Genomic DNA, 23,848 nt, shown 5'->3' on the forward strand with positions numbered 1-23,848 from the left:
CGGGTTCACGAGGCGACGCGCTCGAAGACGGCCGCGAGGCCCTGGCCGCCGCCGATGCACATGGTCTCGAGGCCGTAGCGCGACCCGCGACGCTGCATCTCGTGGGCCAGGGTGGCGAGGATGCGCGCACCGGTGGCGCCGACCGGGTGGCCGAGCGAGATGCCGGAGCCGTTGGGGTTGAGCCGCTCGTCGGTCGGGTCGACCTTCCACTCGCGCAGGCACGCCAGCACCTGGGCGGCGAACGCCTCGTTGAGCTCGATGAGGTCGAGGTCGTCGAGGGTGAGGCCAGCGCGGTCGAGGGCGGCAGCGGTCGCAGGCACGGGGCCGATGCCCATCACCTCGGGCCCCACTCCGGCGACCGCCCAGGACCGGAGCGCGAGCAGCGGGCGCAGGCCGCGGCGCTCGGCCTCCTCGCGCGTGGTGACGACGCACATGGCGGCGCCGTCGTTCTGCCCACTGGCGTTCCCGGCGGTCACCGTGGACGCGGGGTCGAGCTTCTCGCGGACGGGCCGCAGCGCAGCAAGCTGGTCGAGGGTGGTGTCGGGTCGCGGGTGCTCGTCGCGGTCCACGACCACGTCCGGCCCGCCGCGGCGGCCCGGGACGGTGACGGGCACGAGCTCGGCGTCGAACCGGCCGGCTTCGTGGGCGGCGCCGGCCCGCTGCTGCGAGCGGACCGACAGCTCGTCCTGCTCCTCGCGCGAGATGTCATACAGCTCGCGGAGGTTCTCGGCGGTCTCCAACATCCCGCCGGGGACCGGGTGGTCCTTGCCGCCGGCGGTCTCGCGGGCGCGCACCAAGCGGTCCATCAGCTCGACGCTGCCGCTGCGCACACCCGTGCGCAGGCCGAGGGCGTAGTGCTCGACGTTGGACATCGACTCGGCGCCGCCGGCGACTATCAGCGTGCCCCCGCCGCTGGCGACCTGCGAGGCGGCGTGGAGCACGGCCTGCAGCCCGGAGCCGCAGCGGCGGTCGAGCTGGAGCCCGGGCACCCCGGTCCCCAGGCCGGCGTCGAGGGCCGCGATGCGGCCGATGGCGGGGTTCTCCCCGCTGGGGTAGCAGTTGCCCAGGATGACGTCGTCGACGTCGCCCTCCTGGAGGCCCGTCCGACGGACCAGCTCGGCAAGGGTGGTCGACGCCAGGTCGACGGCTGACAGCGAGGCGAACGCGCCGCCGTAGCGGCCGACCGGGGTGCGTACGGGCTCGCAGATGACGATGTCGGGCATGGAGCGAACCTAGTCGTGTGGTCGATACGCTACGATAAGTGTATCGAAATTCGAGGGCCGGTTGCCGGCCCGGGAAGAGGTGGCACATGGGTGTCGAAGTGGTTGTCTTCATCGTCGCGGCGTCGATCGCGGGCGGGCTCTCGATGGGCGCCGTCACCTGGATCTACTTCCTCGACAAGTGGCGCAAGGATCCGGAGGAGTCGTCGGCCGCCCCGCCGCGCTCCGTGTTCGAGGAGCCCGGCGACCGCCGGCTCGACGAGGCGGCGTGAGCGAGATGCACCCGCTGCTCGTCCTGCTCGCGTTCACCCTCGCCGGGATCCTGACGTACGTCCTCGTGCTCGGGCTGCTCACGGCGCTGTCGATCCCGAGCAAGGACCAGACCGAGCCGTCCTCCGACCCGGCCGCGCGGGGTGAGCATGCCCGCCGGTGAGGGGGCAGCCCGTCGCCCCGGGCGTCCACGCGAGGCCTCGGTCGACCAGCGCCTCCACGCCGCCGTCCTCGCGTTGCTCCGCGAGGGCGGCCCCGGGGCCGTGACGATGGACCGGGTGGCCGCCACCTCGGGCGTCGCCAAGACGTCCATCTACCGCCGCCACCCTCACCGCGGGCACCTGCTGACGACCGTGCTGTCCGCGGCCATCGGCCTGCCGGACGTGCCCGAGGAGGGCGAGGTCCGCGACAAGATCCGCTTCGCGCTCGAGCAGGCGTGGCACCAGATGGGCGTCGTGCTGGGGCCGGGTGGTCTCGCTGCCATCGTGGGCGACAGCGACCCGGAGTTCACCGGGCTCTTCCGCGCCGCGCTCGAGCCCTACGTCGACGCGCTCGTCCAGCGGATCCGTGACGACGTCGAAGCCGGGCTCCTGCGCGGCGGCCTGGACGCGGACGGCGTGGTCAGCCTGATGGTCGGCGCCTACCTCGGCGAGCTGGTCCGGCACGGCGAGGTGGGGGAGGAGTGGATGGACCGGGTGCTCGAGCTCCTCTGGGTGCTCATGGCGCGCGGCTGAGCGCAGCACGCCGGTCTGTCCGATGCGTGCGCGAGACTGCGGGCATGGCCGACCTCGGGTACGACCCCCGCTTCCTCGACACCGACCTGGCACCCCCGCAGGCGCCCGCTCCCGGTGCCGGCGACGACCCCGCGCTGGCGACGCCGCTCGACTACGCGCACTTCACGGTCCGCATGCACCCGCAGCGCCGGCTGGCGTGGTGGGTGGCGTGGAACATCGACGGCCTGCGCCTGTTCCCCAGCGAGAGCATCAGCCGTTCGGGCGAGCGGTTCCGGCTCGACCCCCGCATCCCGGCCGACGCGCAGACCGGTGAGGAGGTCTACGCCGACAACGACCTCGACCGCGGACACGTCGCGCGCCGCTCCGACCTGCTCTGGGGCACGCTCGACGAGGCGAGGCTCGCCAACTCCCACTCGTTCTGCTTCACCAACATCACGCCGCAGCACCAGGACTTCAACCAGTCCGGCCGGGGCGGGGTGTGGGGCCTGCTCGAGAACGCCGTGCTGGCGCTCGACGGCCTGGTCGACCGGCGGCTGACCCTGTTCGCCGGGCCCGTCCTCGACGCGGACGACCCTCCCTACCGCGGCGTCCAGCTGCCGGTCGAGCACTGGAAGGTCGTCGTCTACCGGCTCGAGGGACGGCTGAGGGCCAAGGCGTTCGTGCTGACCCAGGACCTCGACGGCCTCGAGGGCGCGGTCCCCGACTTCCTGGACGACTTCGACACCTGGCTCGTGCCCCTCGACCTGGTCGAGGAGCGCACCGGCCTCGCGTTCCCCAGCCTGCGGGAGGCGGTGGAGCCCGACGAGCTCCGGCCCGCCGGTCCCGTCCTGGTGACCGACCCCGAGCAGGTCGACTGGTAGTCGACGGGCTCGCCCTTGCCTCGCGGGTCCAGTGGGGCCACAGTGGGCTGACAGTTCTCGGAGCGTCGTACGAGTGAGCGGGAGCCGTCACGGTGAGCAGAGATTCCGGTGGTGGTGCCGGGCAGGCGGGCCCTCCGGTCGCGACCCGGCCCGACGCGATCCGCAACGTGGTGGTCGTGGGCGCGGCCGGTTCGGGGAAGACCACCCTCGTCGAGCGGCTGCTGGTCGCGGCCGGGGTGCTCAACAGGGCCGGCAGCACCGAGGACGGCACGACCGTGTGCGACTTCGAGGAGGTCGAGCACCGCCAACGGCGCTCCGTCGCGCTCGCGCTCGCCCCCCTGGTGCACGACGGAGTGAAGATCAACCTGCTGGACGCCCCCGGGTACGTCGACTTCGTGGGCGAGGTACGAGCCGGCCTGCGGGCCGCGGACTGCGCGCTCTTCGTCGTCGCCGCCAACGAGGGCGTCGACGAGGCGACACGGGCGCTGTGGCGCGAGTGCGCGGACGTGGCGATGCCCCGCGCCGTGGTCGTCACCAAGCTCGACCACGCGCGCGCGGACGTCGACGGGGTGGTGGCGCAGGCGCAGGACGCCTTCGGCGAGCGGGTCCTGCCGGTCTACCTGCACGAGGGTGGACGCCTGGTCGGCCTGATCACCGGCGACCACGGGCACGACGCGCAGCGATCGGCGCTGGTCGAGGGCATCATCGAGGAGTCCGAGGACGAGACGCTGATGGAGCGCTACGTCGGCGGCGAGGAGATCGATGCCGGACTCCTCCTGCGCGACCTCGAGCTCGCGGTCGCGCGGGGCTCGCTGCACCCTGTCGTCCCGGTCGACTCCACGTCCGGCGCCGGAGCCTCCGAGCTCCTCGACCTGGTCGCGGCGGCCTTCCCCTCACCGCTCGAGCACCCGATGCCGAAGGCCTGGACGCCGACGGGAGGACCTGGCCCGGAGCTCACGTGCGACCCCGCCGGACCGCTGGTCGCGGAGGTCGTCAAGACGACGACCGACCCCTACCTCGGTCGGGTCAGCTTGGTGCGTGTCTTCTCGGGGACCGTGCTGCCGGACGCGACCGTGCACGTGTCCGGCCACCGCTCGGCGTGGACAGCGGGCGGCGACCCGGCCTCCAGCCACCCGGACCACGACGAGGACGAACGGATCGGCTCCCTCTCCGTGCCGCTGGGGAAGTCGCAGCGCACCGCCCCGGCCGTGGTCGCGGGCGACCTGTGCGCGATCGGACGGCTCAGCCGCGCCGAGACCAGCGACACCCTCACCGACGTCGACACGCCGCTCGTGCTGGAGCCCTGGCGGGTCCCCGACCCGCAGCTCCCGGTGGCGATCCAGGTCCGGACGAAGAGCGACGAGGACAAGCTGGGCTCGGGACTCCAGCGGCTCGCTGCCGAGGACCCCACCCTGCGCGTCGAGCAGGACGACGAGACCCACCAGGTCGTGCTGTGGACGATGGGCGAGGCCCACGCGGACGTGCTGCTCGACCGGCTCGCCGGTCGCTACGGCGTGGACGTCGACGAGGTCGAGGTCCAGGTGCCGCTGCGGGAGACGTTCGCCGGCCCGGCCACCGGCCACGGCCGGCACGTCAAGCAGAGTGGTGGGCACGGGCAGTACGCCGTGTGCAGCATCGAGGTCGAGCCCCTCCCGCAGGGCGGCGGGTTCGAGTTCGTCGACCGGGTCGTCGGAGGTGCGGTGCCGCGGCAGTTCATCCCCTCGGTCGAGAAGGGGATCCGGTCGCAGATGATGCGCGGCGTCGTGAACGGCTGTCCGACGGTCGACCTCAGGGTGACCCTGACCGACGGCAAGGCCCACAGCGTCGACTCGTCCGACATGGCGTTCCAGACCGCGGGCGGACTCGCCCTGCGCGACGCCGCCACGCGAGCGGGGACCTGCCTCCTCGAGCCGGTCGACGAGGTGGAGGTGCTCGTCGCCGACGCCCTGGTCGGCACCATCATGGGGGACCTCTCCGCACGCCGGGGGAAGGTGCTCGGCAGCGAGCCGGCCGGCGAGCCGGGCAGGGTCGTCGTCCGGGCGCACGTCCCCCAGCTGGAGCTCCGTCGCTACGCCACCGAGCTGCGCTCCCTCGCCCACGGGTCGGCATCGTTCACCCGGGCGTTCGCGCACTACGACCGGGTGCCGGACCAGGTCGCCGTCACGGCAGGTCGTGGCTCCCCTTGATGACGAAGTAGCTGCCTCGGACGGTGCCGGCGAGCTTGGACTTCTGCCGGACCCACTTGAAGGCGCCCAGCTCGCTCGGCGGCTCCATCCCCTCGGAGAGCTTGAACCCGACGGCGCGCTTGCCGCCCTCGGCACGGGTCCAGAGGACGTTGACCGCCAGGCCGGACTCGTAGAACACGTGGGCCCAGGAGATGCCGTCGACGTCGCAGAGGGTCGCCTCCAGCGGTCGCGACGAGATCACGATGCCGCGCTCGTCCGCGAGGATGCCGTGCACCCATGCGACCAGGTCCGCCGACGCGTCGGCCGGCTCGGTGACGAAGTCGTGGTCGTACTTGTTCTTGTAGTAGCGAGCCTCGTTGGCCCGCAGCCCGGCGAGGGCCTCGGCGACGGGCGAGGACTCCAGGCCGGTCGTGGAGACCTCGGTGAAGTCGACTGCGTAGGTCATGGCTGACACCTTCCGTTGGCCGCACGCGCTGAGTTCGGTGCGTCATGGTGACGACGGACCAGCTCACGGAAGTGTGACGCTCCCGGCCCCCCTCCACGCCGCGTCGGTGCCCTTTGCGATGCTTGCGCACCGCACACAGGCGGGGACGAGGCAGCTGGGACGAGGCGGGAGACCGAGTGGTGAGCGAGATCGCCGGCGAGCTCGCGCGCGTGCAGGGCGCGTTCGCCCAGCCCACGCTGACCCTGCTCCACCAGCGACAGGCGCCCGTGGTGATCACCATCTTCCGCGCGGCGTTCGGTCGCAACAACAACCCGATCCCGACGGCCCGGCTGCACACGCAGGTTGACGAGCACCTGGCGCAGATGCGGCTGGCGGGGGAGCAGGACGTCCCGACCGGCACGGGCAGGGAGGTCTGCCAGCGCTGGATGCGGGGGCAGTGGCTGGTGCGGTCGCTCGACGAGGCGGGCAACGAGGTCTACGCGCTCACCTCGCACGCGCAGCAGGCGCTGGAGCTGGTGAAGAACCTCGCCCGCGACCGGGCCACCCTCAGCGAGCACCGGGTCGCCACCATCCTCGGCACCGTCCGCCGCTTCAACTCCGAGGCCAACCCGGACCGTACGGCCCGCGTGACGATCCTCAACGAGGAGATCGCACGGCTGCAGGCCGAACGCGACCGGCTGGTCGACGGCGGCGAGCTGGAGGGAGCGACCGAGGACTACATGCTCGAGGGGTTCACCGAGCTGCTGTCGCTGATCTCGGCGCTGCCCAGCGACTTCGCCCGGGTCGAGGAGCGGTTCGCGACCATCCGGGCGGAGATCCTGTCCGCGTTCCGGGCGGAGGACCGTCCGGCCGGCGAGGTGATCGACGACTACCTCGCCCGTGCCGACGCGCTGATGACCGCGACGCACGAGGGCCGGGCGTTCGAGGGCGCGTTCGCGCTGCTGCGCGACGACGCCCTGGTGACCCAGCTGCGCGAGGACCTGACCGACCTGCTCGAGCACCCGCTCTCGGACCGGCTCCTCAGCGACGCCGACCGTGCCGAGCTGCGCGGCACCGTGCGGCTGGTGCGCGACGGTCTCGACCGGGTGCTCGCGCAGCGCTCCCGGGTGACGGCCACCCTGAAGGAGTACATCGTCTCCCACGACGCGGCCCGCGACCGCGAGCTCGAGCAGACGCTGCGCCAGGTGGAGTCCGAGCTGATGACGTGGATGGCGACCACCGGACCGCGCGCGTCCCACGACGTCGCGCTCCTGCCCGCCCGGACGAGCGTCGACCACCTGCGCGAGCGCTTCCACGACCCCGCCGACGACGTGCTGCCCGAGCGCATCAGCACCCCCGACCCCGACCTCGCGCCGCCGGTCTCGCTGGCCGACCTCGTGATGCAGGGTGGACCCAAGCTGGCGAGCCTGCGCGAGCGCCTCGACGCGGCGATGGCCTCCCTGTCCCCGGTGGCGTCCCTCGGAGCCCTGTTCGACGAGCTGGAGCCGTCGCTCCGGCGACCGGTCGAGATCTTCGGGCTGCTCCACCTCGCAGCCGACCGCGAGTGGCGCGCCGAGGACGCCCTCGAGCACTACGAGGCAGTCCGACCCGACGGCAGCAGGCGGGCCTTCGCCGTGCCGCGGACACCGCTGCCCGACCCCGACCTGGACGAGACCCACCCGACGGAGGCTCCCGCATGAGCGTCGACACGCATCCCGAGACCGAGCTCGACGCGATCGACGAGATCGACGACGACGAGCTGCTCGACACCGGCTCCGTCTCGCTGTTCGAGGGCGACGAGGGCGGGCTCGAGTACGCCCAGCGCCGCGCGCTGGTGACGTTGCTCAAGCAGCGTTTCATCAGTGCCCGCACGCACCCGCGTGACTGGACGGTGCTCGTCGAGCACGAGCGCCTCCTGCGCTCACGTCTCAACGACCTGTTCCTGGACCTGGCGGTCGACCGTGTCCGCGAGGTCGCGTGGAAACGGCAGGCGACCTCGGAGACAGGGACCCGCTTCCCGACGATGCTCTACGACGCCGCGTGGTCACGGGAGGAGACGCTGGTGCTGGTGCACCTGCGCGACCGGTTGCGAGCCGGTGTCGCGAGCGGGGACACCCGCGTCTTCGTCGACCGGGAGGACATCGTCGGCTACGTCTCGAGCTTCCGGCCGTCGCACGCGACCGATGTCGCGGGCGACGAGAAGAGGGCCCGCAACGCGATCACCAGCCTCGTGAAGTCGGGTCTGCTGATCGCCACCGCCTCGGAGGAGCGCTTCGAGATCAGCGACGCCGTGGAGCCGCTGATCCCGCTGGAGGTCCTGCAGGAGCTCCTCGAGGCGCTGGTGACCGCCAACGAGAGCGGGGCCGCGTCCGAGCCCGACGACGCGGCCGACCTGTTCGACGACGAGGTCGATCCCGCCGTCGCCGACGACCCAGCAGAGGAGCAGTGAGCATGTCCATCGACGAGATCGAGCACCCGACGGTCGACGGACTGTTCGAGCGCAGGGACGTGGCCACACCCTCCGACGACACGATGCAGTGGCGAGCGGCGCTGCTCCAGCTGGTCAACTGGGGCGGCTTCGGCGGCCTCACCGTCGTACCCCTCCGCGGTGACGCGACGATGATCTCCGGCGCCTCGGGCGTCGGGAAGAGCACCATCCTCGACGCCTACACGGCGCTGATGATGCCGTCGGACACCAAGTTCAACGGTGCCTCGAACGACGCCGTCGCGGGCCGGGCCCGCGGTGCCGGGCAGCGCAACCTGTTGTCCTACCTGCGCGGTGCCGTCGACGTCGTCGACGACCCCCGCACCGGCAGACCGGTCGAGAAGCTGCTCCGCGGCAAGGGTTCCGACACGTGGGGCGCCATCGCGATGACGTTCGTCAACGACCAGGGTGGCCGCTTCACGGTGCTCCGCACCTACTACGTCCCGCGGCGCGCGACCCGGTCGGCCGACGTGCAGATGCAGCTGGCCACCCAGGACGGCGCACTGCCGCTCGACACGCTCGAGGTCGCCGTGCCCGAGCGGTTCCACGCCACCACCCTCAAGAAGCTGTTCCCCGGCATCCGGGTGCACCGGACCTATGCCGAGTTCGCCGCCGTCCTGCACGCACGGCTCGGCATCGGCGCCAACGGCGACGGCGCCAAGGCGCTCCGGCTGCTCGCCCGCATCCAGGCCGGCAACCAGGTGCGCAGCGTCGACGAGCTCTACAAGGACATGGTCCTCGAGCGCCCCTCGACCTTCGCCGCCGCCGACCGGGCCATCGAGCACTTCGACGACCTCGACACCGCCCACACGGCCATGCGCACCGAGGAGCAGAAGCTCGAGCTCCTCGCGCCGATCACCGACCTCCACGACCGCAAGGTGACCGCCACCCGCCGGCTCGCGGAGCTCGACTCCTACGGCGTGACGCTCGACGGCGACACCCCGCTGCGGATGTGGCTGCTGCGCACCCACCTCCGCCTCGTCGAGTCGGCGGTGGTGGACAACCGTGCCGAGCGTGCGTCGGCCGCGGACGAGCTCGGCACGACGACGTCCGCGGAGCGCACCCACCTCGCGGACCTCGAGGCCGCCAAGGAGTCCCACCGCGCTGCGGGAGGATCGACGCTCCAGTCGCTCGCGCTGTCGCTGGAGCAGGAGCAGGTCGTCCGCGACGACCGGCTCCAGCGCCGGGAGGTCCTGCAGGAGCGGCTGCTCCCGCTCATCGACGCCACCGACGCCCAGGCGCCCGACGTCGACTCCGCGCTGCTGTCGAGCGAGTCGTTCGCCGTGCTGCAGATGCACGCCCAGCAGTGGCTGTCCGGCTTCCAGCGGGAGCAGGAGCGCATCCGGCGCGATCGCGACGCCGCGCTTCGCGACCAGTTCCCGCTCAGCCAGCGGCAGGCCGAGCTGCGCCGTGAGCGGGCGTCGCTGGAGAGCCGGGCCGGCCGGGTGCCGGCCCGGATGGACGAGCTGCGCGCCGAGGTCGCGCGGGCGAGCGGGCTCGGCGTCGACGAGCTGCCCTTCGTCGCAGAGCTGGTCGACGTCGCGCCCGACGAGGCACGGTGGCGCTCGGCGATCGAGACGGTGCTCGGTGCCAGCGCCCGCACGATGCTCGTCCCGCTCGACCGGCTGGACGACTTCTCCTCGGCGATCGACGGGCTGCGGCTCCGTGGCCGGCTGACCTTCGAGGGCGTCGAGCTCGACCTGCCCGACCTCGGCCCCGCCGACCCGGAGCGGGTCGCCGGCAAGCTGGTCTTCCAGGACTCGCCCTTCTCGGGCTGGGTGCAGGCACACGTCAGCGAGCCGTCCCGCAACGCGCTGTGCGTGGAGACCGCCGACGGGCTCGCCGGCGCAGGGTTCCGCGTCACCGTCGCGGGCCAGACGCGCAACGGGCGCCGCGGTGCCCACGGCCGCAACGACACCCGCAACATCATCGGCTTCTCCAACGCCGACGCGATCGCCGAGGTCGACGCCGAGCTGGCCGAGCTCGAGGAGCGGCTCGACGGCGTCGGCGCCGAGGTGGCCTCGCTCGACCGGAGGTCACGCGTGCTGGAGCAGCAGCGCACCTCCTACGACGTCGTGGCCGCCGCGCGCTTCGACGACCTCGACGTCGACGGGAGCGACCGACGCATCGCCGACCTCGAGCGTCGTCGCGCCGAGATCCTCGAGTCCGACGACGGGCTCCAGGCGCTGGAGGCGCAGATCGCCGACCTCACCGCGCGCCTGGAGGAGACGCGGCGGGCGCGCTACGCCGTGGAGCAGCGCCAGCGCGAGCTCAATGCCGCCCACGGCGAGCTCGTCGACGCCGAGGACGTCGTCAAGGACCGGCTCCAGGCGATGGAGGACGCCGGTCGGGTCGTGCTGACCCCGGAGCAGGAGACCGCGCTCGCCGTCGACTTCGCGGCCGCCGCCGCGCCCGCCGATCCCGACGACCTCGACCGCTTCGCCGAGTCGTCGCAGCGCCTTGCCGAGCGGCTCCGCACCGCGGTCGGTGACGCGGAGGCCGAGGTGCGCCGGGTCGACGACGACCTGGCCCAGGTGTTCCGGCTCTACAAGCTCCAGTGGGACTCGCCCAACCTGGGTGCGACCGCCGACTCCTACCCCGACTACGCGCGCATCCTCGACGACATCCGGGGTGAGGGGCTTGCCGCCCGGCGGGCTGAGTGGCGTCGCCGGCTCACGGAGTGGAGCGGGCAGGACCTGGTGCCGCTCGTCGGCGCCATGGCCGCATCCGTCGAGGAGATCGAGGACCGGCTCGAGCCGATCAACGCGATCCTGCGGCGCCTGGAGTTCGGCGCGTCGGGCGACCGGCTGCGCATCCGCCTGCGCCGCCTGGCCCCGGCCCACGTGCAGACGTTCATGAAGGACCTGCGCAGCCTCTCGTCCGGCTCCGCGACCGACCTGGACGAGGACGCGCTCGAGAAGCGCTTCGCCGAGCTCAGCCGCTTCATGCAGCAGCTGCGCAGGCCGAGCCAGGTCGGCGACGCGGCGACGTCGCTGACCGACCGCGAGCGCCTCCTCGACGTACGCCGCCACGTGGAGATCAGCGCCGAGCGCTACGACCACACCACCGGCGAGCTCCGCGCGACCTACCGGACGCTGGGCGAGAAGAGCGGCGGAGAGAGCCAGGAGCTGGTCGCCTTCATCGTCGGCTCCGCGCTCCGCTTCCGGCTCGGTGACGAGATGCGGTCGCGGCCGCGGTTCGCCCCGGTGTTCCTCGACGAGGGTTTCGTGAAGGCCGACTCCGAGTTCGCCGGACGTGCCGTCCAGGCGTGGCGCGGCCTCGGGTTCCAGCTGATCGTCGGCGTCCCGCTCGACAAGGTCACGGGTCTGGAGCCCCACATGGACGAGCTGCTGGCCATCACCAAGAACAGCGCCACCCACGAGTCGTGGATCACGCCCATCTCCGACGCCGCACGGTCGGGTTCCTAGGTGCTGCTCGCGCCCGTTGCGCGGGGGTCGGGTCCGGGCGCGAGCAGCGTGTCGTAGCCGACCAGACGGACCACACGCTGGTGCCTGTGGGAGGCGGCCACGACGTCCAGGGCGCCACCGGTGGCGAGCAGCCGGCGCTGCTGCTGGCGCAGCACGCCGAGGTTCGACGCGTCGATGAAGCTCACCGCGGCGAGGTCCAGCTCGATGCGCTCGTAGCCCGTGTCGCGCAGGTCCTCGATGACCTCACGGAGCCGGTCGCGCGTGGCCAGGTCGAGGTCGCCCATGATGCGCAGGCGTGCGGACGGAGGGCTGCCGGAGATCAGGAAGGCCGTGTGCACGCGCGACCTCCTTGCTCGTCGAACGTCGGTGCTTCCCAGTGTCCTCCGCGGACCTGCGCCCGGCGCACCTGTGAGCGAAGCGCTGCGGACAGAAAACGAAGCCGTGGGCTCGCGATGCGCCGCTCAGGAGGCCGTGCGCTCGCGCAGGACCTTCTCCATCTGCGCGGCGGCGGAGTCGCCGAGCACCTTGAGCGCCGCGGGCAGCAGGGGAGTGGCGAGCTTGAGCGCGCCCTGCGGGTGGAAGTCAGCGCGGTAGGTGACGCGCACGAGGTCGCCGTCCTGCTCGACGCGGATGGTGTCGTGCATCTCCATCGACGACGTCGTCCCGTCGAGCTCGAGGCGACGCGGAGGCTCGTGCACCACGACGGTGTAGAGGATCTCGGTGTCGCTGCCGAGCACGCTCGACACGTTGCGGTAGCGGGTGCCGACGCCACCGTCGCCGGCGATGCGCTCGGTGGTGCGGGTCGGCGGGTCCCACTCCATGGTCGTGGTGAAGTCGGCCAGGAAGGCGAAGACGTCCTCCTGACGGCCGGGAACCGTGACGGTGCGTTCGACGTGCGGCATGTCAGGCAGCCGAGAGGGGGTCGGAGAGGTCGGTGCGCAGCCGGCCCAGGATCCGGGTGAGGGTACGCGACACCTGGGCCTGCGTCAGCCCGACCAGGTCGGCGATCTCCTGCTGGGTGCGCTCGTCCTCGAACCGCCAGCGGAGGATCTGCTGCTCCCGCTCGGTGAGGCCCTTGAGGGCGGAGTCGAGCACGAGCCTGGCCTCGAGCGACGCGAGCCCGCGGTCCTCGTGACCCAGGACGTCGGCAATGGTGCCGCGCTCCTGCTCCTCGCCCTTGCTGTCGAGGGAGGCGGGACGGAAGCACCCGTCGGCCGCGAGCGCCTCGACGACGTCGTCGATGTCGACGCCCAGGCGGGCTGCGATCTGCGACGGGCGGGGGGAGGACCCGAGCTCCGCCTCGAGCTCGTGCTGGACGTCCCTGATCCGCGCCTGCATCTGCTGCACCCGGCGGGGGACCCGGATCATCCAGCCGGAGTCGCGGAAGTGCCGGCGCAGCTCGCCCCGCACGGTGGGGACGGCGTACGACATGAAGTCGTGGCCGGCAGTGGCGTCGAAGCGGCGGGCGGCCTTGACGAGCCCGATGAGCGCGACCTGTTCGAGGTCGTCGATGTCGATGCCGCGGTTGCGGTAGCGCGCCGCCATCGAGCGCGCCGCGGCGGCGTTGACCTCGATCAGCTGGTCCACCAGCTCGCGGCGCCGCGACTCCGGGACCCCCGCACGCAGCTCCTCGACGACGAGGCTCGTGCGGCGGGCGCGCTCCTCGCGGTCGCGATGGCTGCGGGTGCTGATCGGGGCAGGGGGCTGCGGGGGCATCGCGAGGGTGGTCACGAGCGTCTCCTTCGGGCCATGGGCGGTCACTGGTCGGCGGCGCGGCTGCGGGCCTGACCAGATCCTCTCCGCGCGGCACGGGGGCCCGACAGCCGAAATGCGAAACGTTGGACAAACCATGGACAGCGTGCAGCCACCGCTAGGGTTCGGGGCATGGCACGCAGCGTCTACGTGGCCGGCGTCGAGGGGTTCACCGGCAAGTCCGCCGTCGCGCTCGGAGTGCTCGAGCAGCTGTCGCGCCGGGTGGCGCGGGTCGCGGTGTTCCGACCGGTGGTCAGGGCGGAGGCGTCGACCGGTGAGGTCCACGACTACGTCCTCGACCTGCTCGTCTCGCACGACGCGGTCTCGTTGTCGTACGACGAGTGCGCCGGGGTCAGCTACGACGACGTGCACGCCGACCCGGACGGTGCGATGGACCGCATCGTCGCGCGCTACCACCAGGTCGCCGAGCAGAGCGACGCCGTGGTCGTCGTGGGCAGTGACTACACCGACGTCGGCGCCCCGGCGGAGTTCGCCTTCAACGCCCGCGTGGCCGCCAACCTCGGCGCCCCCGTGCTGCTGGTGCTCAACGGCCACGGGCGGGCCGTCGACCAGCTCGGCGCAGCGGCGGCGATGGCGCAGGCCGAGCTCGCCGCCAACCACGCGACGCTCTTCGCCGTCATCGCCAACCGGGTCGACCCGGAGGCCGTCGAGCGGACGGCGACCGCGCTGCGCCGCGACGGTGTGCCCGCCTTCGCGCTGCCCGAGCAGCCCCTGCTCAGCGCGCCGTCGGTGGGTGACCTGATGGCCGCCTGCGAAGGCCGCCTCGTGCGAGGCGACGAGTCCCAGCTCGCGCGCGAGGTGCCGGGGCTGGTGGTCGCGGCGATGACGCTGCCCAACGTGCTCGACCGGCTCTTCGACGGCGCTCTCGTCGTCACGCCGGGCGACCGCCCTGAGGTGGTGCTGGGCGTCCTCACCGCCCACCAGTCGGCCAGCTTCCCGCAGATCTCCGGCATCGTGCTCAACGGCGGGCTCGACCTGCCCGAGCAGGTGGACCGGCTCCTCGACGGGCTCTCGGTGGCGCTGCCCATCATCGCCACCGACCTCGGCACCCACGCCACCTCGACCACCCTGACCAACCGTCGCGGACGCCTCGACAAGGACTCACCCCGCAAGATCGCCACGGCCCTGACGCTCTTCGCCGAGCACGTCGACGGCGACGAGCTGATGAGCGGCCTCGAGGTGGCCCGCACCTCGGTCGTCACGCCGTTGATGTTCGAGCACCAGGTCCTCGACGACGCGATCGCCGACCGCCGGCACATCGTGCTCCCGGAGGGGGAGGAGGAGCGGATCCTGCGCGCCGCCGACGTCCTGCTGCGACGCAACGTGGCCGACCTGACGCTGCTCGGCGACCCGATGATCGTCCGGGCCAAGGCGGCCCACCTGGGCATCGACGTCTCCGCCGCCCGGGTGCTCAGCCCCTACGACGCGGAGCTGCGTGAGCGGTTCGCGCAGGAGTACCACCAGCGCCGCGCGCACAAGGGCGTCGACCTCGAGGCGGCGCGCGACATCGTCGTCGACGTGTCCTACTTCGGCACGATGATGGTCGAGCTCGGCCTCGCCGACGGGATGGTGTCGGGCTCGGTGCACACCACCGCGCACACCATCCGGCCGGCCCTCGAGGTGATCCGCACGGTGCCCGAGGTGTCGGTGGTGTCGTCGGTCTTCTTCATGTGCCTGAGGGACCAGGTGCTGGTCTACGGCGACTGCGCCGTCAACCCGGACCCCACGGCCACCCAGCTGGCGGACATCGCGATCGCGTCCGCCCGCACCGCTGCCGCCTTCGGCGTCGAGCCGCGCGTCGCGATGCTGTCGTACTCCACCGGCACCTCCGGCAGCGGCACCGACGTCGAGAAGGTCACCGAGGCGACCGCCATGGTCCGCGAGCGCGCGCCGGACCTGCTGGTCGAGGGCCCGATCCAGTACGACGCCGCGATCGACGTCGCGGTCGCGCGGACCAAGCTGCCCGACTCCGCCGTCGCCGGGCGGGCGACGGTGTTCGTCTTCCCGGACCTCAACACGGGCAACAACACCTACAAGGCCGTGCAGCGCTCGGCCGGCGCGCTCGCGGTTGGCCCCGTCCTGCAGGGCCTCCGCAAGCCGGTCAACGACCTCTCCCGGGGCGCGTTGGTGCGCGACATCGTCAACACCGTGGCCATCACCGCGATCCAGGCGCAGGGGCAGTCGTGACCGCGCGGGTGCTGGTCCTCAACGCGGGCTCGTCGTCGCTGAAGTACCGCCTGCTCGACGGCAGCACCGGTGCGGCCGAGGCGTCCGGCACGGTGGAGCGGATCGGGGAGGACAGCGGCGCGCTGACGCACTCGGTCGGCGGCGAGGACCACACCGAGGAGCGCCGCTTCGCGGACTTCGAGGACGCGCTGCGCTCGGCCCTCGACGCGTTCGACCGGCACGGTCCGGCGATCGACGAGGGCGCGCTCGCGGCGGTGGGGCACCGTGTCGTGCACGGCGGCGACCTCTTCGCGGAGCCGGTGGTCGTCGACGACCGCGTGCTCGCCACCGTCGAGGAGCTCGTCCCGCTCGCGCCGCTGCACAACCCGGCCAACCTCGAGGGGCTGAGGGTCGCCCGGCGGCTCTTCCCCGACGTGCCGCAGGTGGCGGTCTTCGACACGGCCTTCCACCAGACGATGCCCGAGCACGCCTACACCTACGCCGTGCCGGTGGCCTGGCGCGAGGAGCACCGGATCCGCCGCTACGGCTTCCACGGCACGTCGTACGCCTTCGTGTCCCGCCGCGCGGCCGAGCTGCTCGGCCGCCCGGCTGAGGACACCAACCTCGTCGTGCTGCACCTCGGCAACGGAGCCTCCGCGGCCGCGATCCGGGGCGGGCGCTCGGTCGACACGTCGATGGGGCTCACGCCGCTCGAGGGGCTGGTGATGGGCACCCGGTCCGGCGACCTGGACCCGGCGATCCACGGCCACCTGCACCGCGAGCTCGGCTGGTCGCTGGACGACATCGACCGGGCGCTCTACCGCGACTCCGGCCTGCGCGGGCTGTCAGGCGTCAACGACTTCCGCGAGGTCACCGAGCGGCGCGCGGCGGACGACGAGGCCGCCACCCTCGCCTTCGACGTCTACGCCTACCGCGTGCGCAAGTACGTCGGGGCGTACTACGCCGCGCTAGGCGAGCTGCACGCCGTGGTGTTCACGGGCGGGGTCGGCCAGCACAGCGCGGTGCTCCGGGACGCCGCCCTCGGCGGCCTGTCCCGGCTCGGGATCGAGCTGGACGCCTCGCGCAACGAGGCGAACCGCAACGACGCGCGGGTGATCTCGGTGGACGGGTCGGAGGTCGCTGTCCTCGTGGTCCCCACCGACGAGGAGTGGGAGATCGCCCGCCAGGCGCTCGACGTCGTGCGCGGCTCATCTCCCGCGTGATCGGCGGGGGACCAGGGCGTCATCGCCACCCGGGGCGCCGACGTCCCGGATGGTCCGGACGGACTACTCCGGCGCACTCCGCCGTGGGCAGGTCGGGTCATTTCGCGGCCCAGGGAGACCATCGATCAGGCGAGGTCTAGACCAGTGGTCCACGCTTCTCGCAGCGTTCGGGTCGCACGATCCGGTGCACCCCGCCCCTCTGGGCGATGACTCAGCATCCTCTTCTCGGTTGGAGACCACACCCATGCGCAAGCCCACCCGGCGTACCCAGAAGCTCCTCGCCGCCGCCACCACCCCGATCGCGGTCGTCGCCGCCGGCGCGATCGTCTACCAGGCGTCGTACGCCGCGTTCACCGGCCAGACCCGCAACTCGGGCAACGAGTGGTCGACCGGCTCGGTGAACCTCACCGACGACGACAACGGCCAGGCGCGCTTCCGCGTCAACAACATGCTCCCGGGCCAGACAGAGAGCAAGTGCATCACGGTCACCGCCAACGCGAGCGTCCCCAGCACCGTCAAGGGCTTCGCGATCAACCCGGTGACCTCGGTCCAGGGCCTCGAGAACCGCATCCTCATGTCGATCGAGGCGGGCACCGACGGCAGCTTCGCCGACTGCGCCGGCTTCACGCCGCTGCAGGACGGCGCCAACGGCGTGATCGTGGCCAACGCGCCGCTGTCCGCGATCGCGCAGAAGAACTCCTTCGAGACCGCCTTCGGCGGCTGGGACGTACCGAAGGGCACGAACTCACGCACCTACCGCCTCACCTGGAAGTTCGACACCACCGGGATGACCCAGTCGCAGATCGACCAGCTGCAGGGGGCGAAGACCGGTGTCGACATGCAGTGGGAGATGCGGACCGCCGAGCCCACCTCCTGACACCTCCCCTGATCACCCCTCCTCACTCTCGGGAGCAGCGCGTGAGCGAGCGCGACGACGTAGCCGGGTCCGGGTGGACCCGGCTGCTCGTCGTGCTCGGGTGCCGGGCCTACCGGGCGGTGCTGCTCACGCTCGCCGCGACCGCGGCGCTGCCCGTCGTCGCGGGATGGGGCTCGTACGTCGTGTCCTCGGACTCGATGCGTCCCTCGATCGCCGTGGGCGACGTCGTCCTGGCCCGTCCCACGTCGGACGACCACGAGGTCCGCGTGGGCCGTGTGTACGTGTTCGACGACCCGGCGGTGGACGGCCGGCTGCTCGTCCACCGCATCGTCGAGCGGCGTGACGACGGAGAGTTCACCACGGCAGGCGACGCCAACGACGTGACCGACCTGGCGCCCCTCGAGGCCTCCGGCATCCGGGCGCAGGCGATCCTGCTCGCCCCCACGGTCGGCCTGCCCGTCCACTGGGCCCGCACGGACCAGTGGCTTCGCCTGGGCCTCTGGCTGGTCCTCAGCGGTGCAGCCTTCGCCCTGGCCGCCGCCCGGCTCGACGGCGAGCGGCCGCGCCGTCGGCGCCGTCGGCGGGCGGCGGTCGCGACCGCCGTCGCGGTGGGTGCGGTCGCTGCCGGGACCAGCGGTGCGGCAGGTGCGGCGTTCACCGCGCGCACGCTCTCGTCCGGGTGGACCTGGACGGCCGGCGCATGGGTCCAGCCCTACGTCGGCGCCGTGCTGGCCGACCAGCCGCACGGTCTCTGGCTGCTCGACGAGCCTGCCGGCAGGCAGTACGCGACCGACCGGTCCGGCAACAACCGCACCGGGGAGTACCTCGGCTCCCTCACCACCGGCGGCGCAGGCGGGCTGCCCAAGAACCCGGGCACTTCCGTCCGCGCGACCGGAGGCAGGGTCGTGCTCGGCACGCAGGCCGTCAGCGCGCCGTCGGCGTACTCCATCGAGCTGTGGTTCCGCACGACGTCCACCGCACGTGCCTACCTAGCGGGCTTCGAGGACGACCGTGACGCCAGCTACTCGCTTCTCGGCAGCGAGGCCGACCGATCGGTGACGATGGAGTCGACGGGTCGCCTCACCTTCGGCTCCTGGCCATGGAGCAGCCAGACCATCACGACGCCCCGTGCCTACAACGACGGCGCGTGGCACCACCTCGTCGTGACCAGCACCTCGGCGCGCGCGACGACCATCTACGTCGACGGCGTCGCAGTGGCCGCCGGCACCACCTCGGCCGTCGGCAGCTACACGGGTTTCTGGCGGGTCGCCCAGGGCAGCATCGGTTGGCTCAACACACCGGCCTTCAACGGCGAGCTCGACAACGTCGCGATCTACCACTCCACGCTTCCAGCCGCGCGCGTCGCGGCCCACTGGGCCGCCCGGTAGGTCAGCTGACAACAGGCCTGGTAGTCGTCGCATTGCAAGCGCAGAAAGGCATGCTGGCTCGGTATCCACAGGAGGCGTCGAACGGGGCGCAGTGTCGGTGTGATGTCTCAGGACGTCGGTGACAGTTCTGCATCAGGACATCGGTGACAGGTGGTGTCTCAGGACTTCGGTGACACTTTGGGGGGCTGGGTGGCATGCCCGGTGGTCCCGCCATGCAGTGTGTGTGGGGTGACCCGACCCGGCAAGCCTTGGTGAGGACGCTGGGTGTCGTAGATGAGGTCGAAGGCGTCGACCTGGGCCGGCAGTTCGGCCAGCGTGCTGGCCGGGGGCTGCACGTCGAGGTGACGGAACAGGGTCTGGTGGAAGCGCTTGTTCTTTCCTTGGGTGGTCGGCTTGTAAGGCTTGCCCGTGATCGCCTCGACACCCAACGAGGAGACGTGCTCCACGAGCTGGCCCAGGTGGCCGCGACGTGAGGGATTGGCGCCGCTCCGTTGTCGGACAGCAGCCGCTGTGGCACACCGTGGGCAGCCACGGCCTTGTCGAACGCCACGATCGCGTCCGCCGCGTTCTCGCTCCGCGCGACGTGTGAGGCCACCGCATAGCGGGAGTGGTCATCGACGAGCTGGAAGATCACACACCTCCGGCCGCCGGTCAGGACGTACTCGGCTGCGTCGAGCTGCCAGCAGGCGTTCGGTGCCGGGCAGACGAACCGGCGCCATGCTGAGCGGGGCTTCTTGCGCGGCTCGAGTCGGGCCATGCCCGCATCGCGGAAGATTCGGGCCAACGACGCAATCGAGGGACCGGGGTCAAGCCCATCGTCTGCATCTTGTCGTGCACGCTGATCGGTCCATGGTCCAGTCCCGAGGACTCCAACGCGGCTCGCACGTCGAGGGCTTGCGCCTTGACGCTCTCGGTCAGCTTCGAGGGGCTGGTCCTCGGTCATCGGGTCCGGGGCTCGAGCACCGCCGCCGGCCCATCATCACGAGCGCGCCTGCGTAGCTCGTAGAACGTCTTGTGGGAGATGTCGTGCTCGGCACAGAAGGTCGACACCGCGCCGCGCGCCGCATCATCTGGCCACTGCGAGATGGCGAGGCGGACACGGGGATCGATGGGTTCGTTCACTGCCACCCCCGCAGACTCGGGCCAGAAGTGTCACCACCGGCACAGTCGGAGGCGTCACCTATGTCCTGATGCAGATTCGTCACCGATGTCCTGAGACATGACAGGCGCAGTGTCGGTGGTCGCCGGTAGAATCGAACACATGATCGAGACGCTGGCAGGCCGTGGAGCAGGTGGGGTCGAGGACCTCGCCGCCTCCGGGCTGCTGCGTGCGATCCGCGATCGCCGGGCCGTCGAGGAGCGTGCGGCGGCCGATCAGCTGGTGCTCGCTGCGCGGTGGGCGGACCTGCATCCGCCGGAGTCGATCCACGACGCGGCTGCGTTCGTGGTGCCCGGTTCGGAGCACGAGGAGCCGATCGCGGGTGAGGGTGCGCCGCTGGTGGCGGAGTTCTGCCTTGCCGAGCTCGGCGGTGTCCTCGGGGTGTCGACGACCGCGGCGAAGAAGCTCGTCGGCCACGCCCTCGAGCTGCGCCACCGCTTGCCGCGACTGTGGGACCTCGTGCAGGCGGGTCGGGTACCGGCGTGGAAGGCCCGCGCGGTCGCGGAGGTCACCATCCACACGTCGCCCGCGCTGACTCGTGACGCGGCGGCGTACGTCGACGCGCAGGTCGCAGCAGTGGCGGGGAAGGTCGGGCCGGCGCAGCTGGACCGGCTCGTCGCGGAGGCGATCAAACGCTACGACCTCGCCGAGGCGGACCCGGCGGCGGACCCGGAGGACGGCTACCTGTCGGTCGACCCGCGCCACGTCACCATCCACGACGACGACGTGCACTACGCCGGCACGATGCGGATCGAGGCCGAGGTCGACATCGCCGACGCCATCGACCTCGACCGCACCCTCGCCCACGGTGCGGCCACGTTGAAGGCCCTCGGGTCGGACGCCTCGCTCGGAGCGCGCCGCTCGGCTGCGCTGGGCGACCTCGCCCGCATCCAGACCGCGCTCGACCTCCACACCCAGGACGCCGGGGCGGGTGCCGACCGTGATCGCCTGCCCGCTGCGCGGGAGGTGGTCCTCCACGCGCACTTCGACGCCGGCCTCTCCGGAGACGCCACGGTCTTCGGTCCCGCCGGTCGGATGGAGGAGGGCCAGCGGATGATCCTGCTCGACCAGATCCGCGACTGGTGCGGCGACTCCCGCACGAAGGTCACGATCAGGCCGGTCATCGATCTGAACGCTCAGCTTCAGACCGATGCGTACGAGGTTCCGGACCGGATCCGGGAACAGGTCGTTCTTCGGGATCGCACCTGCGTGTTCCCGTGGTGCACCCGTCCTGCCCGGGGCTGCGACATCGACCACGTCACCGAGTTCGACCATCAGGCAGAGGCGGAAGGCCGCCCACAACCCGGGCCAACCATCACCTGCAACCTCGCGGCACTCTGCAGGTTCCACCACCGGTTGAAGACCCACACCGCCTGGCACTACCGCACGACCGCGCCAGGCGTGTTCGAGTGGACCAGCCCCCACGGCCACGCCTACCGACGCGACCGCACCGGCACCACCGCGGTCGAGCGATCAGCGGTCGATCCACCCGACCCGCTCGACGTCCCGCGCCCTCGCCGACCATGACCCCGCCCCACACCCCGCCCCAGCACTGAGGGCGGGGGCACAGGCACGTCCGAAAGCCTCCGGACGTGACACGCGGCCCGCAGCACCCGGAGACTGATCAGTCTCCCTCCGGGTGCCGCGAGCCGCGTGGCTCGGGCAGGCGCAAGGGTCAGCCGTTGACGGCGTTCTTGAAGGCAGCGGCCGGCTTGAAGGCGGGCGCCTTGCTGGCTGCGATCTCCATGGTCTCGCCGGTCTGCGGGTTGCGGCCGGTGCGAGCCGAACGCTCACGGGACTCGAAGGTGCCGAAGCCCGGGACGGTGACCTTGTCACCGCCGGCGACGGCGTTGGTGATGGAGGTGATGACGGCCTCGAGGGCCTTGTCGGCCTGGGCGTTGCTCAGCTCGGCGTGCGACGCGATGGCGTCGCGCAGTTCAGTCTTGTTCACGTAGAGCTCCTGCTCATCGGGTTACGGACAGCCGCCATTCAACAGCCCCGGTCCGCCTCGGTGCGCGGTGGCCCAACCCCAAGGGGTGAAATCGATCGCGCGCCGTCGCTCGAGCGGCAGGACCGAGGTCGCCGGATACCGTGGGCCGAGGGAGGCGAGATGGGTTCCTTGCTCGCACGTGCCATGGGCTTCGACCGGGTTCGACCGAGCGCTGCGGAGGTCGCCTCGGCGATGCCCGGAGACGGCCTTCTCATGAGTCCCGACGTGGTCATGGACCGTGCGTTCACCCTCCGTGCGCCGCCGGAGGACGTGTGGCCGTGGCTGGTGCAGCTGGGCAAGGGTCGCGCCGGCTGGTACATGACGCACCGCGTCGAGCGCTTCGTTCCCAGGTCACGACGCGCGTCGCGGCACGTCGACCAGCGGTGGCAGCACCTCGTCGTCGGCGCGGTGATCCCCGACTACGGCGGCCGCGACGAGACCTTCACCGTGGCGGAGATCGACCCGCCACACACCCTCGTCCACACCTCGCGCCGCGGCCGGACGGACGTGACGTGGGCGATCGCCGTCGTGTCGCAGCACCCTGGGTCGTCCCGGGTCCGCCTGCGACTGCGGGTGGGACACGTCCGAAGGAAGCGGCTGGTGGCCGTCGCGGGTGGGGCGGTCGACCTCGTCACGATCTCCTGGCTCGCCGGTGGCCTCCGCGAGCGGGTGGAGCCCGCACGCGCCCGAGGCGTGGGTCAGTGGCCCTGACCGAGCGTGGCCGGATCCGTGTTGGCGCCGCAGACGACGACCGCGACCCGCTCGCCGTCCTCCGGCACGTACCTGCCCGAGAGCAGCGCGGCGTACGCCGTGGCCGCCCCGGTCTCCGACGGCACCCGGTAGTCGCTCCACAGGGTCGACCTGGCACGAAGGATCTCGTCGTCCGTGACGAGCACCGAGGTCGGCGGCTCCACCTGCTGGGCGGCGAAGGCGAGGTCGCCCAGGCGCCGCGCGCCGAGCGCGTCGGCGGCCACCCCGGACACCGCGACATCCACCGGGCGCCCGGCCTCCATGGCGCTGTCCAGCGTGGGGCAGCGCTCCGGCTCGACCGCCACGACGCGCGCACGTCCCCGGGCCGATGCCGCCACTCCCGCGTAGAGGCCGCCACCGCCGACGGAGACGATGATGGTGTCGATGGACGGTTCGTCCTCCAGGATCTCCTCGGCGAGGGTGCCCGCTCCGGCCGCGACCTCGGGCTGGTCGTAGGCGTGGGCGAAGGCCGCCCCGGTCTCCTCGCCGAAGCTCAGGGCTGCTTCGTACGCCTCGGCGTACTCGCTGCCGACGTGGCGCACCTCCGCGCCGTAGGCCCGGATGCGTTCGACCTTGACCTCGGGTGCGGTGTGCGGCACGAAGACGGTGGCGCGGATGCCCAGGTCCCGGGCCGCGAAGGCCTGCGCCAGGCCCGCGTTGCCGCCTGAGGCCACGACGATGCCGGCGTCCCCGATCTCGCCGGACTCGAGCCCGACCAGCTGGCGGTTGAAGGCTCCTCGGGTCTTGAACACGCCGCAGTGCTGGAGGAACTCGCACTTGAGCCACACGGCGTCGCGGCCGGACGGACGCAACAGCGGCGTCCGCCGCACCCGCCCGGCGATCCGCGCCTCCGCTGCCTGGACGTCTCCTCGGGTGAGCATCACACCCGGATTATCGCGGCCCCCGTTGTCGGAG

Annotated in this window: 22 protein-coding genes and 1 pseudogene; 14 read left to right on the top strand and 9 right to left on the bottom strand. The window is 72.0% G+C overall.

The genetic code is table 11. From position 1 onward, the window contains the following. Positions 1 to 5 precede the first annotated feature (5 nt). Entirely contained in the window at positions 6 to 1,223 is a 1,218-nt protein-coding gene (locus tag AC3A3L_RS14370; RefSeq protein ID WP_487640723.1) for an acetyl-CoA C-acetyltransferase, read from the bottom strand. An 86-nt stretch (positions 1,224 to 1,309) separates the two neighbouring features. Here AC3A3L_RS14370 and AC3A3L_RS14375 point away from each other — a divergent pair, with 86 nt between their 5' ends. The 5 genes from AC3A3L_RS14375 to AC3A3L_RS14395 all read left to right on the top strand — a co-directional run bounded on the left by AC3A3L_RS14375 (position 1,310) and on the right by AC3A3L_RS14395 (position 5,270). Further along, positions 1,310 to 1,492, top strand: a complete 183-nt coding sequence (locus tag AC3A3L_RS14375) for a hypothetical protein (protein WP_487640724.1) — start codon at positions 1,310 to 1,312, stop codon at positions 1,490 to 1,492. Beyond that, a complete protein-coding gene (locus tag AC3A3L_RS14380) occupies positions 1,489 to 1,653 on the top strand; it encodes a hypothetical protein (RefSeq protein ID WP_487640725.1) in 165 nt (54 codons plus the stop codon). The genes AC3A3L_RS14375 and AC3A3L_RS14380 overlap by 4 nt, the downstream gene beginning before the upstream one ends. Further along, positions 1,640 to 2,224, top strand: coding sequence for a TetR/AcrR family transcriptional regulator (locus AC3A3L_RS14385; protein ID WP_487640726.1), 585 nt, complete (start codon positions 1,640 to 1,642; stop codon positions 2,222 to 2,224). Before AC3A3L_RS14380 ends, AC3A3L_RS14385 begins: the two co-directional genes overlap by 14 nt. Positions 2,225 to 2,268: 44 nt before the next feature. Beyond that, a complete protein-coding gene (locus tag AC3A3L_RS14390) occupies positions 2,269 to 3,084 on the top strand; it encodes a DNA/RNA non-specific endonuclease (protein ID WP_487640727.1) in 816 nt (271 codons plus the stop codon). Positions 3,085 to 3,176: 92 nt separating this feature from the next. Further along, the gene (locus AC3A3L_RS14395) at positions 3,177 to 5,270 is read left to right on the top strand and encodes an elongation factor G (RefSeq protein WP_487640728.1); all 2,094 of its coding nucleotides are present in this window, start codon (positions 3,177 to 3,179) and stop codon (positions 5,268 to 5,270) included. On the opposite strand, the gene AC3A3L_RS14400 is transcribed toward AC3A3L_RS14395, so the two are convergent. After that, positions 5,245 to 5,715 carry a phage tail protein gene (locus AC3A3L_RS14400; protein ID WP_487640729.1) on the bottom strand — a complete coding sequence of 157 codons (471 nt, stop codon included), beginning with the start codon at positions 5,713 to 5,715 and terminating at the stop codon, positions 5,245 to 5,247. The genes AC3A3L_RS14395 and AC3A3L_RS14400 overlap by 26 nt on opposite strands. Before the next feature lie 179 nt (positions 5,716 to 5,894). On the opposite strand from AC3A3L_RS14400, the gene AC3A3L_RS14405 reads away from it, so the two are divergent. From AC3A3L_RS14405 to AC3A3L_RS14415, 3 genes are read left to right on the top strand one after another with little or no spacing between them, the layout of a single operon-like run. After that, positions 5,895 to 7,394: a DUF3375 domain-containing protein gene (locus AC3A3L_RS14405; RefSeq protein ID WP_487640730.1), complete on the top strand. Its 1,500-nt coding sequence runs from the start codon at positions 5,895 to 5,897 to the stop codon at positions 7,392 to 7,394. Continuing rightward, positions 7,391 to 8,143, top strand: a complete 753-nt coding sequence (locus AC3A3L_RS14410) for a DUF4194 domain-containing protein (RefSeq protein WP_487640731.1) — start codon at positions 7,391 to 7,393, stop codon at positions 8,141 to 8,143. The genes AC3A3L_RS14405 and AC3A3L_RS14410 overlap by 4 nt, the downstream gene beginning before the upstream one ends. 2 nt (positions 8,144 to 8,145) lie before the next feature. Then, entirely contained in the window at positions 8,146 to 11,607 is a 3,462-nt protein-coding gene (locus AC3A3L_RS14415) for an ATP-binding protein (RefSeq protein WP_487640732.1), read from the top strand. Here the strand turns inward: AC3A3L_RS14415 and AC3A3L_RS14420 are convergent. From AC3A3L_RS14420 to AC3A3L_RS14430, 3 genes are all read right to left on the bottom strand, one after another. Beyond that, on the bottom strand, positions 11,604 to 11,945 hold the full coding sequence (locus AC3A3L_RS14420; protein ID WP_487640733.1) for an STAS domain-containing protein: 342 nt from the start codon (positions 11,943 to 11,945) through the stop codon (positions 11,604 to 11,606). The two genes, AC3A3L_RS14415 and AC3A3L_RS14420, sit on opposite strands and share 4 nt — an antisense overlap. A gap of 123 nt (positions 11,946 to 12,068) precedes the next feature. Continuing rightward, positions 12,069 to 12,509 (bottom strand): SRPBCC family protein, encoded by a 441-nt coding sequence (locus tag AC3A3L_RS14425; RefSeq protein WP_487640734.1) that lies wholly within the window; start codon positions 12,507 to 12,509, stop codon positions 12,069 to 12,071. A 1-nt stretch (position 12,510) separates the two neighbouring features. After that, a complete protein-coding gene (locus AC3A3L_RS14430; protein ID WP_487640735.1) occupies positions 12,511 to 13,338 on the bottom strand; it encodes a sigma-70 family RNA polymerase sigma factor in 828 nt (275 codons plus the stop codon). Between the two features lie 153 nt (positions 13,339 to 13,491). Between AC3A3L_RS14430 and pta the strand changes: the two genes are divergently transcribed. From pta to AC3A3L_RS14450, 4 genes are all read left to right on the top strand, one after another. After that, a complete protein-coding gene (gene pta / locus AC3A3L_RS14435) occupies positions 13,492 to 15,567 on the top strand; it encodes a phosphate acetyltransferase (RefSeq protein ID WP_487640736.1) in 2,076 nt (691 codons plus the stop codon). Further along, entirely contained in the window at positions 15,564 to 16,769 is a 1,206-nt protein-coding gene (locus AC3A3L_RS14440; protein WP_487640737.1) for an acetate/propionate family kinase, read from the top strand. The genes pta and AC3A3L_RS14440 overlap by 4 nt, the downstream gene beginning before the upstream one ends. 244 nt (positions 16,770 to 17,013) lie before the next feature. Continuing rightward, positions 17,014 to 17,646, top strand: a complete 633-nt coding sequence (locus tag AC3A3L_RS14445; RefSeq protein WP_487640738.1) for a hypothetical protein — start codon at positions 17,014 to 17,016, stop codon at positions 17,644 to 17,646. A 41-nt stretch (positions 17,647 to 17,687) separates the two neighbouring features. Continuing rightward, positions 17,688 to 19,034 carry a signal peptidase I gene (locus tag AC3A3L_RS14450; protein WP_487640739.1) on the top strand — a complete coding sequence of 449 codons (1,347 nt, stop codon included), beginning with the start codon at positions 17,688 to 17,690 and terminating at the stop codon, positions 19,032 to 19,034. A 158-nt stretch (positions 19,035 to 19,192) separates the two neighbouring features. Here AC3A3L_RS14450 and AC3A3L_RS14455 read toward each other — a convergent pair whose 3' ends face one another. After that, a complete protein-coding gene (locus tag AC3A3L_RS14455) occupies positions 19,193 to 19,480 on the bottom strand; it encodes an integrase core domain-containing protein (protein ID WP_487640740.1) in 288 nt (95 codons plus the stop codon). 35 nt (positions 19,481 to 19,515) lie between these two features. Beyond that, a pseudogene (locus tag AC3A3L_RS14460) lies at positions 19,516 to 19,977 on the bottom strand (DDE-type integrase/transposase/recombinase); the annotation flags it as partial. A gap of 318 nt (positions 19,978 to 20,295) precedes the next feature. On the opposite strand from AC3A3L_RS14460, the gene AC3A3L_RS14465 reads away from it, so the two are divergent. Next, a complete protein-coding gene (locus AC3A3L_RS14465) occupies positions 20,296 to 21,720 on the top strand; it encodes an HNH endonuclease signature motif containing protein (RefSeq protein ID WP_487640741.1) in 1,425 nt (474 codons plus the stop codon). 148 nt (positions 21,721 to 21,868) lie between these two features. On the opposite strand, the gene AC3A3L_RS14470 is transcribed toward AC3A3L_RS14465, so the two are convergent. After that, positions 21,869 to 22,144: an HU family DNA-binding protein gene (locus tag AC3A3L_RS14470; RefSeq protein WP_268111218.1), complete on the bottom strand. Its 276-nt coding sequence runs from the start codon at positions 22,142 to 22,144 to the stop codon at positions 21,869 to 21,871. A gap of 252 nt (positions 22,145 to 22,396) precedes the next feature. Between AC3A3L_RS14470 and AC3A3L_RS14475 the strand changes: the two genes are divergently transcribed. Continuing rightward, positions 22,397 to 22,894 (top strand): SRPBCC family protein, encoded by a 498-nt coding sequence (locus AC3A3L_RS14475; protein ID WP_487640742.1) that lies wholly within the window; start codon positions 22,397 to 22,399, stop codon positions 22,892 to 22,894. Here the strand turns inward: AC3A3L_RS14475 and AC3A3L_RS14480 are convergent. After that, positions 22,882 to 23,814 (bottom strand): threonine/serine dehydratase, encoded by a 933-nt coding sequence (locus AC3A3L_RS14480; protein WP_487640743.1) that lies wholly within the window; start codon positions 23,812 to 23,814, stop codon positions 22,882 to 22,884. The two genes, AC3A3L_RS14475 and AC3A3L_RS14480, sit on opposite strands and share 13 nt — an antisense overlap. Between the last annotated feature and the right edge of the window lie 34 nt (positions 23,815 to 23,848).

The sequence above is a fragment of the Nocardioides sp. Soil_C_8 genome (assembly GCF_057656315.1).

What these genes read in the sequence shown, in the direction of transcription:
- AC3A3L_RS14370 (WP_487640723.1), bottom strand. Translation starts at nt 1,223, where the DNA reads ATGCCCGACATCGTCATCTGCGAGCCCGTACGCACCCCGGTCGGCCGC.
- AC3A3L_RS14375 (WP_487640724.1), top strand. Translation starts at nt 1,310, where the DNA reads ATGGGTGTCGAAGTGGTTGTCTTCATCGTCGCGGCGTCGATCGCGGGC.
- AC3A3L_RS14385 (WP_487640726.1), top strand. Translation starts at nt 1,640, where the DNA reads ATGCCCGCCGGTGAGGGGGCAGCCCGTCGCCCCGGGCGTCCACGCGAG.
- AC3A3L_RS14390 (WP_487640727.1), top strand. Translation starts at nt 2,269, where the DNA reads ATGGCCGACCTCGGGTACGACCCCCGCTTCCTCGACACCGACCTGGCA.
- AC3A3L_RS14400 (WP_487640729.1), bottom strand. Translation starts at nt 5,715, where the DNA reads ATGACCTACGCAGTCGACTTCACCGAGGTCTCCACGACCGGCCTGGAG.
- AC3A3L_RS14410 (WP_487640731.1), top strand. Translation starts at nt 7,391, where the DNA reads ATGAGCGTCGACACGCATCCCGAGACCGAGCTCGACGCGATCGACGAG.
- AC3A3L_RS14415 (WP_487640732.1), top strand. Translation starts at nt 8,146, where the DNA reads ATGTCCATCGACGAGATCGAGCACCCGACGGTCGACGGACTGTTCGAG.
- AC3A3L_RS14425 (WP_487640734.1), bottom strand. Translation starts at nt 12,509, where the DNA reads ATGCCGCACGTCGAACGCACCGTCACGGTTCCCGGCCGTCAGGAGGAC.
- pta (WP_487640736.1), top strand. Translation starts at nt 13,492, where the DNA reads ATGGCACGCAGCGTCTACGTGGCCGGCGTCGAGGGGTTCACCGGCAAG.
- AC3A3L_RS14445 (WP_487640738.1), top strand. Translation starts at nt 17,014, where the DNA reads ATGCGCAAGCCCACCCGGCGTACCCAGAAGCTCCTCGCCGCCGCCACC.
- AC3A3L_RS14465 (WP_487640741.1), top strand. Translation starts at nt 20,296, where the DNA reads ATGATCGAGACGCTGGCAGGCCGTGGAGCAGGTGGGGTCGAGGACCTC.
- AC3A3L_RS14475 (WP_487640742.1), top strand. Translation starts at nt 22,397, where the DNA reads ATGAGTCCCGACGTGGTCATGGACCGTGCGTTCACCCTCCGTGCGCCG.
- AC3A3L_RS14480 (WP_487640743.1), bottom strand. Translation starts at nt 23,814, where the DNA reads ATGCTCACCCGAGGAGACGTCCAGGCAGCGGAGGCGCGGATCGCCGGG.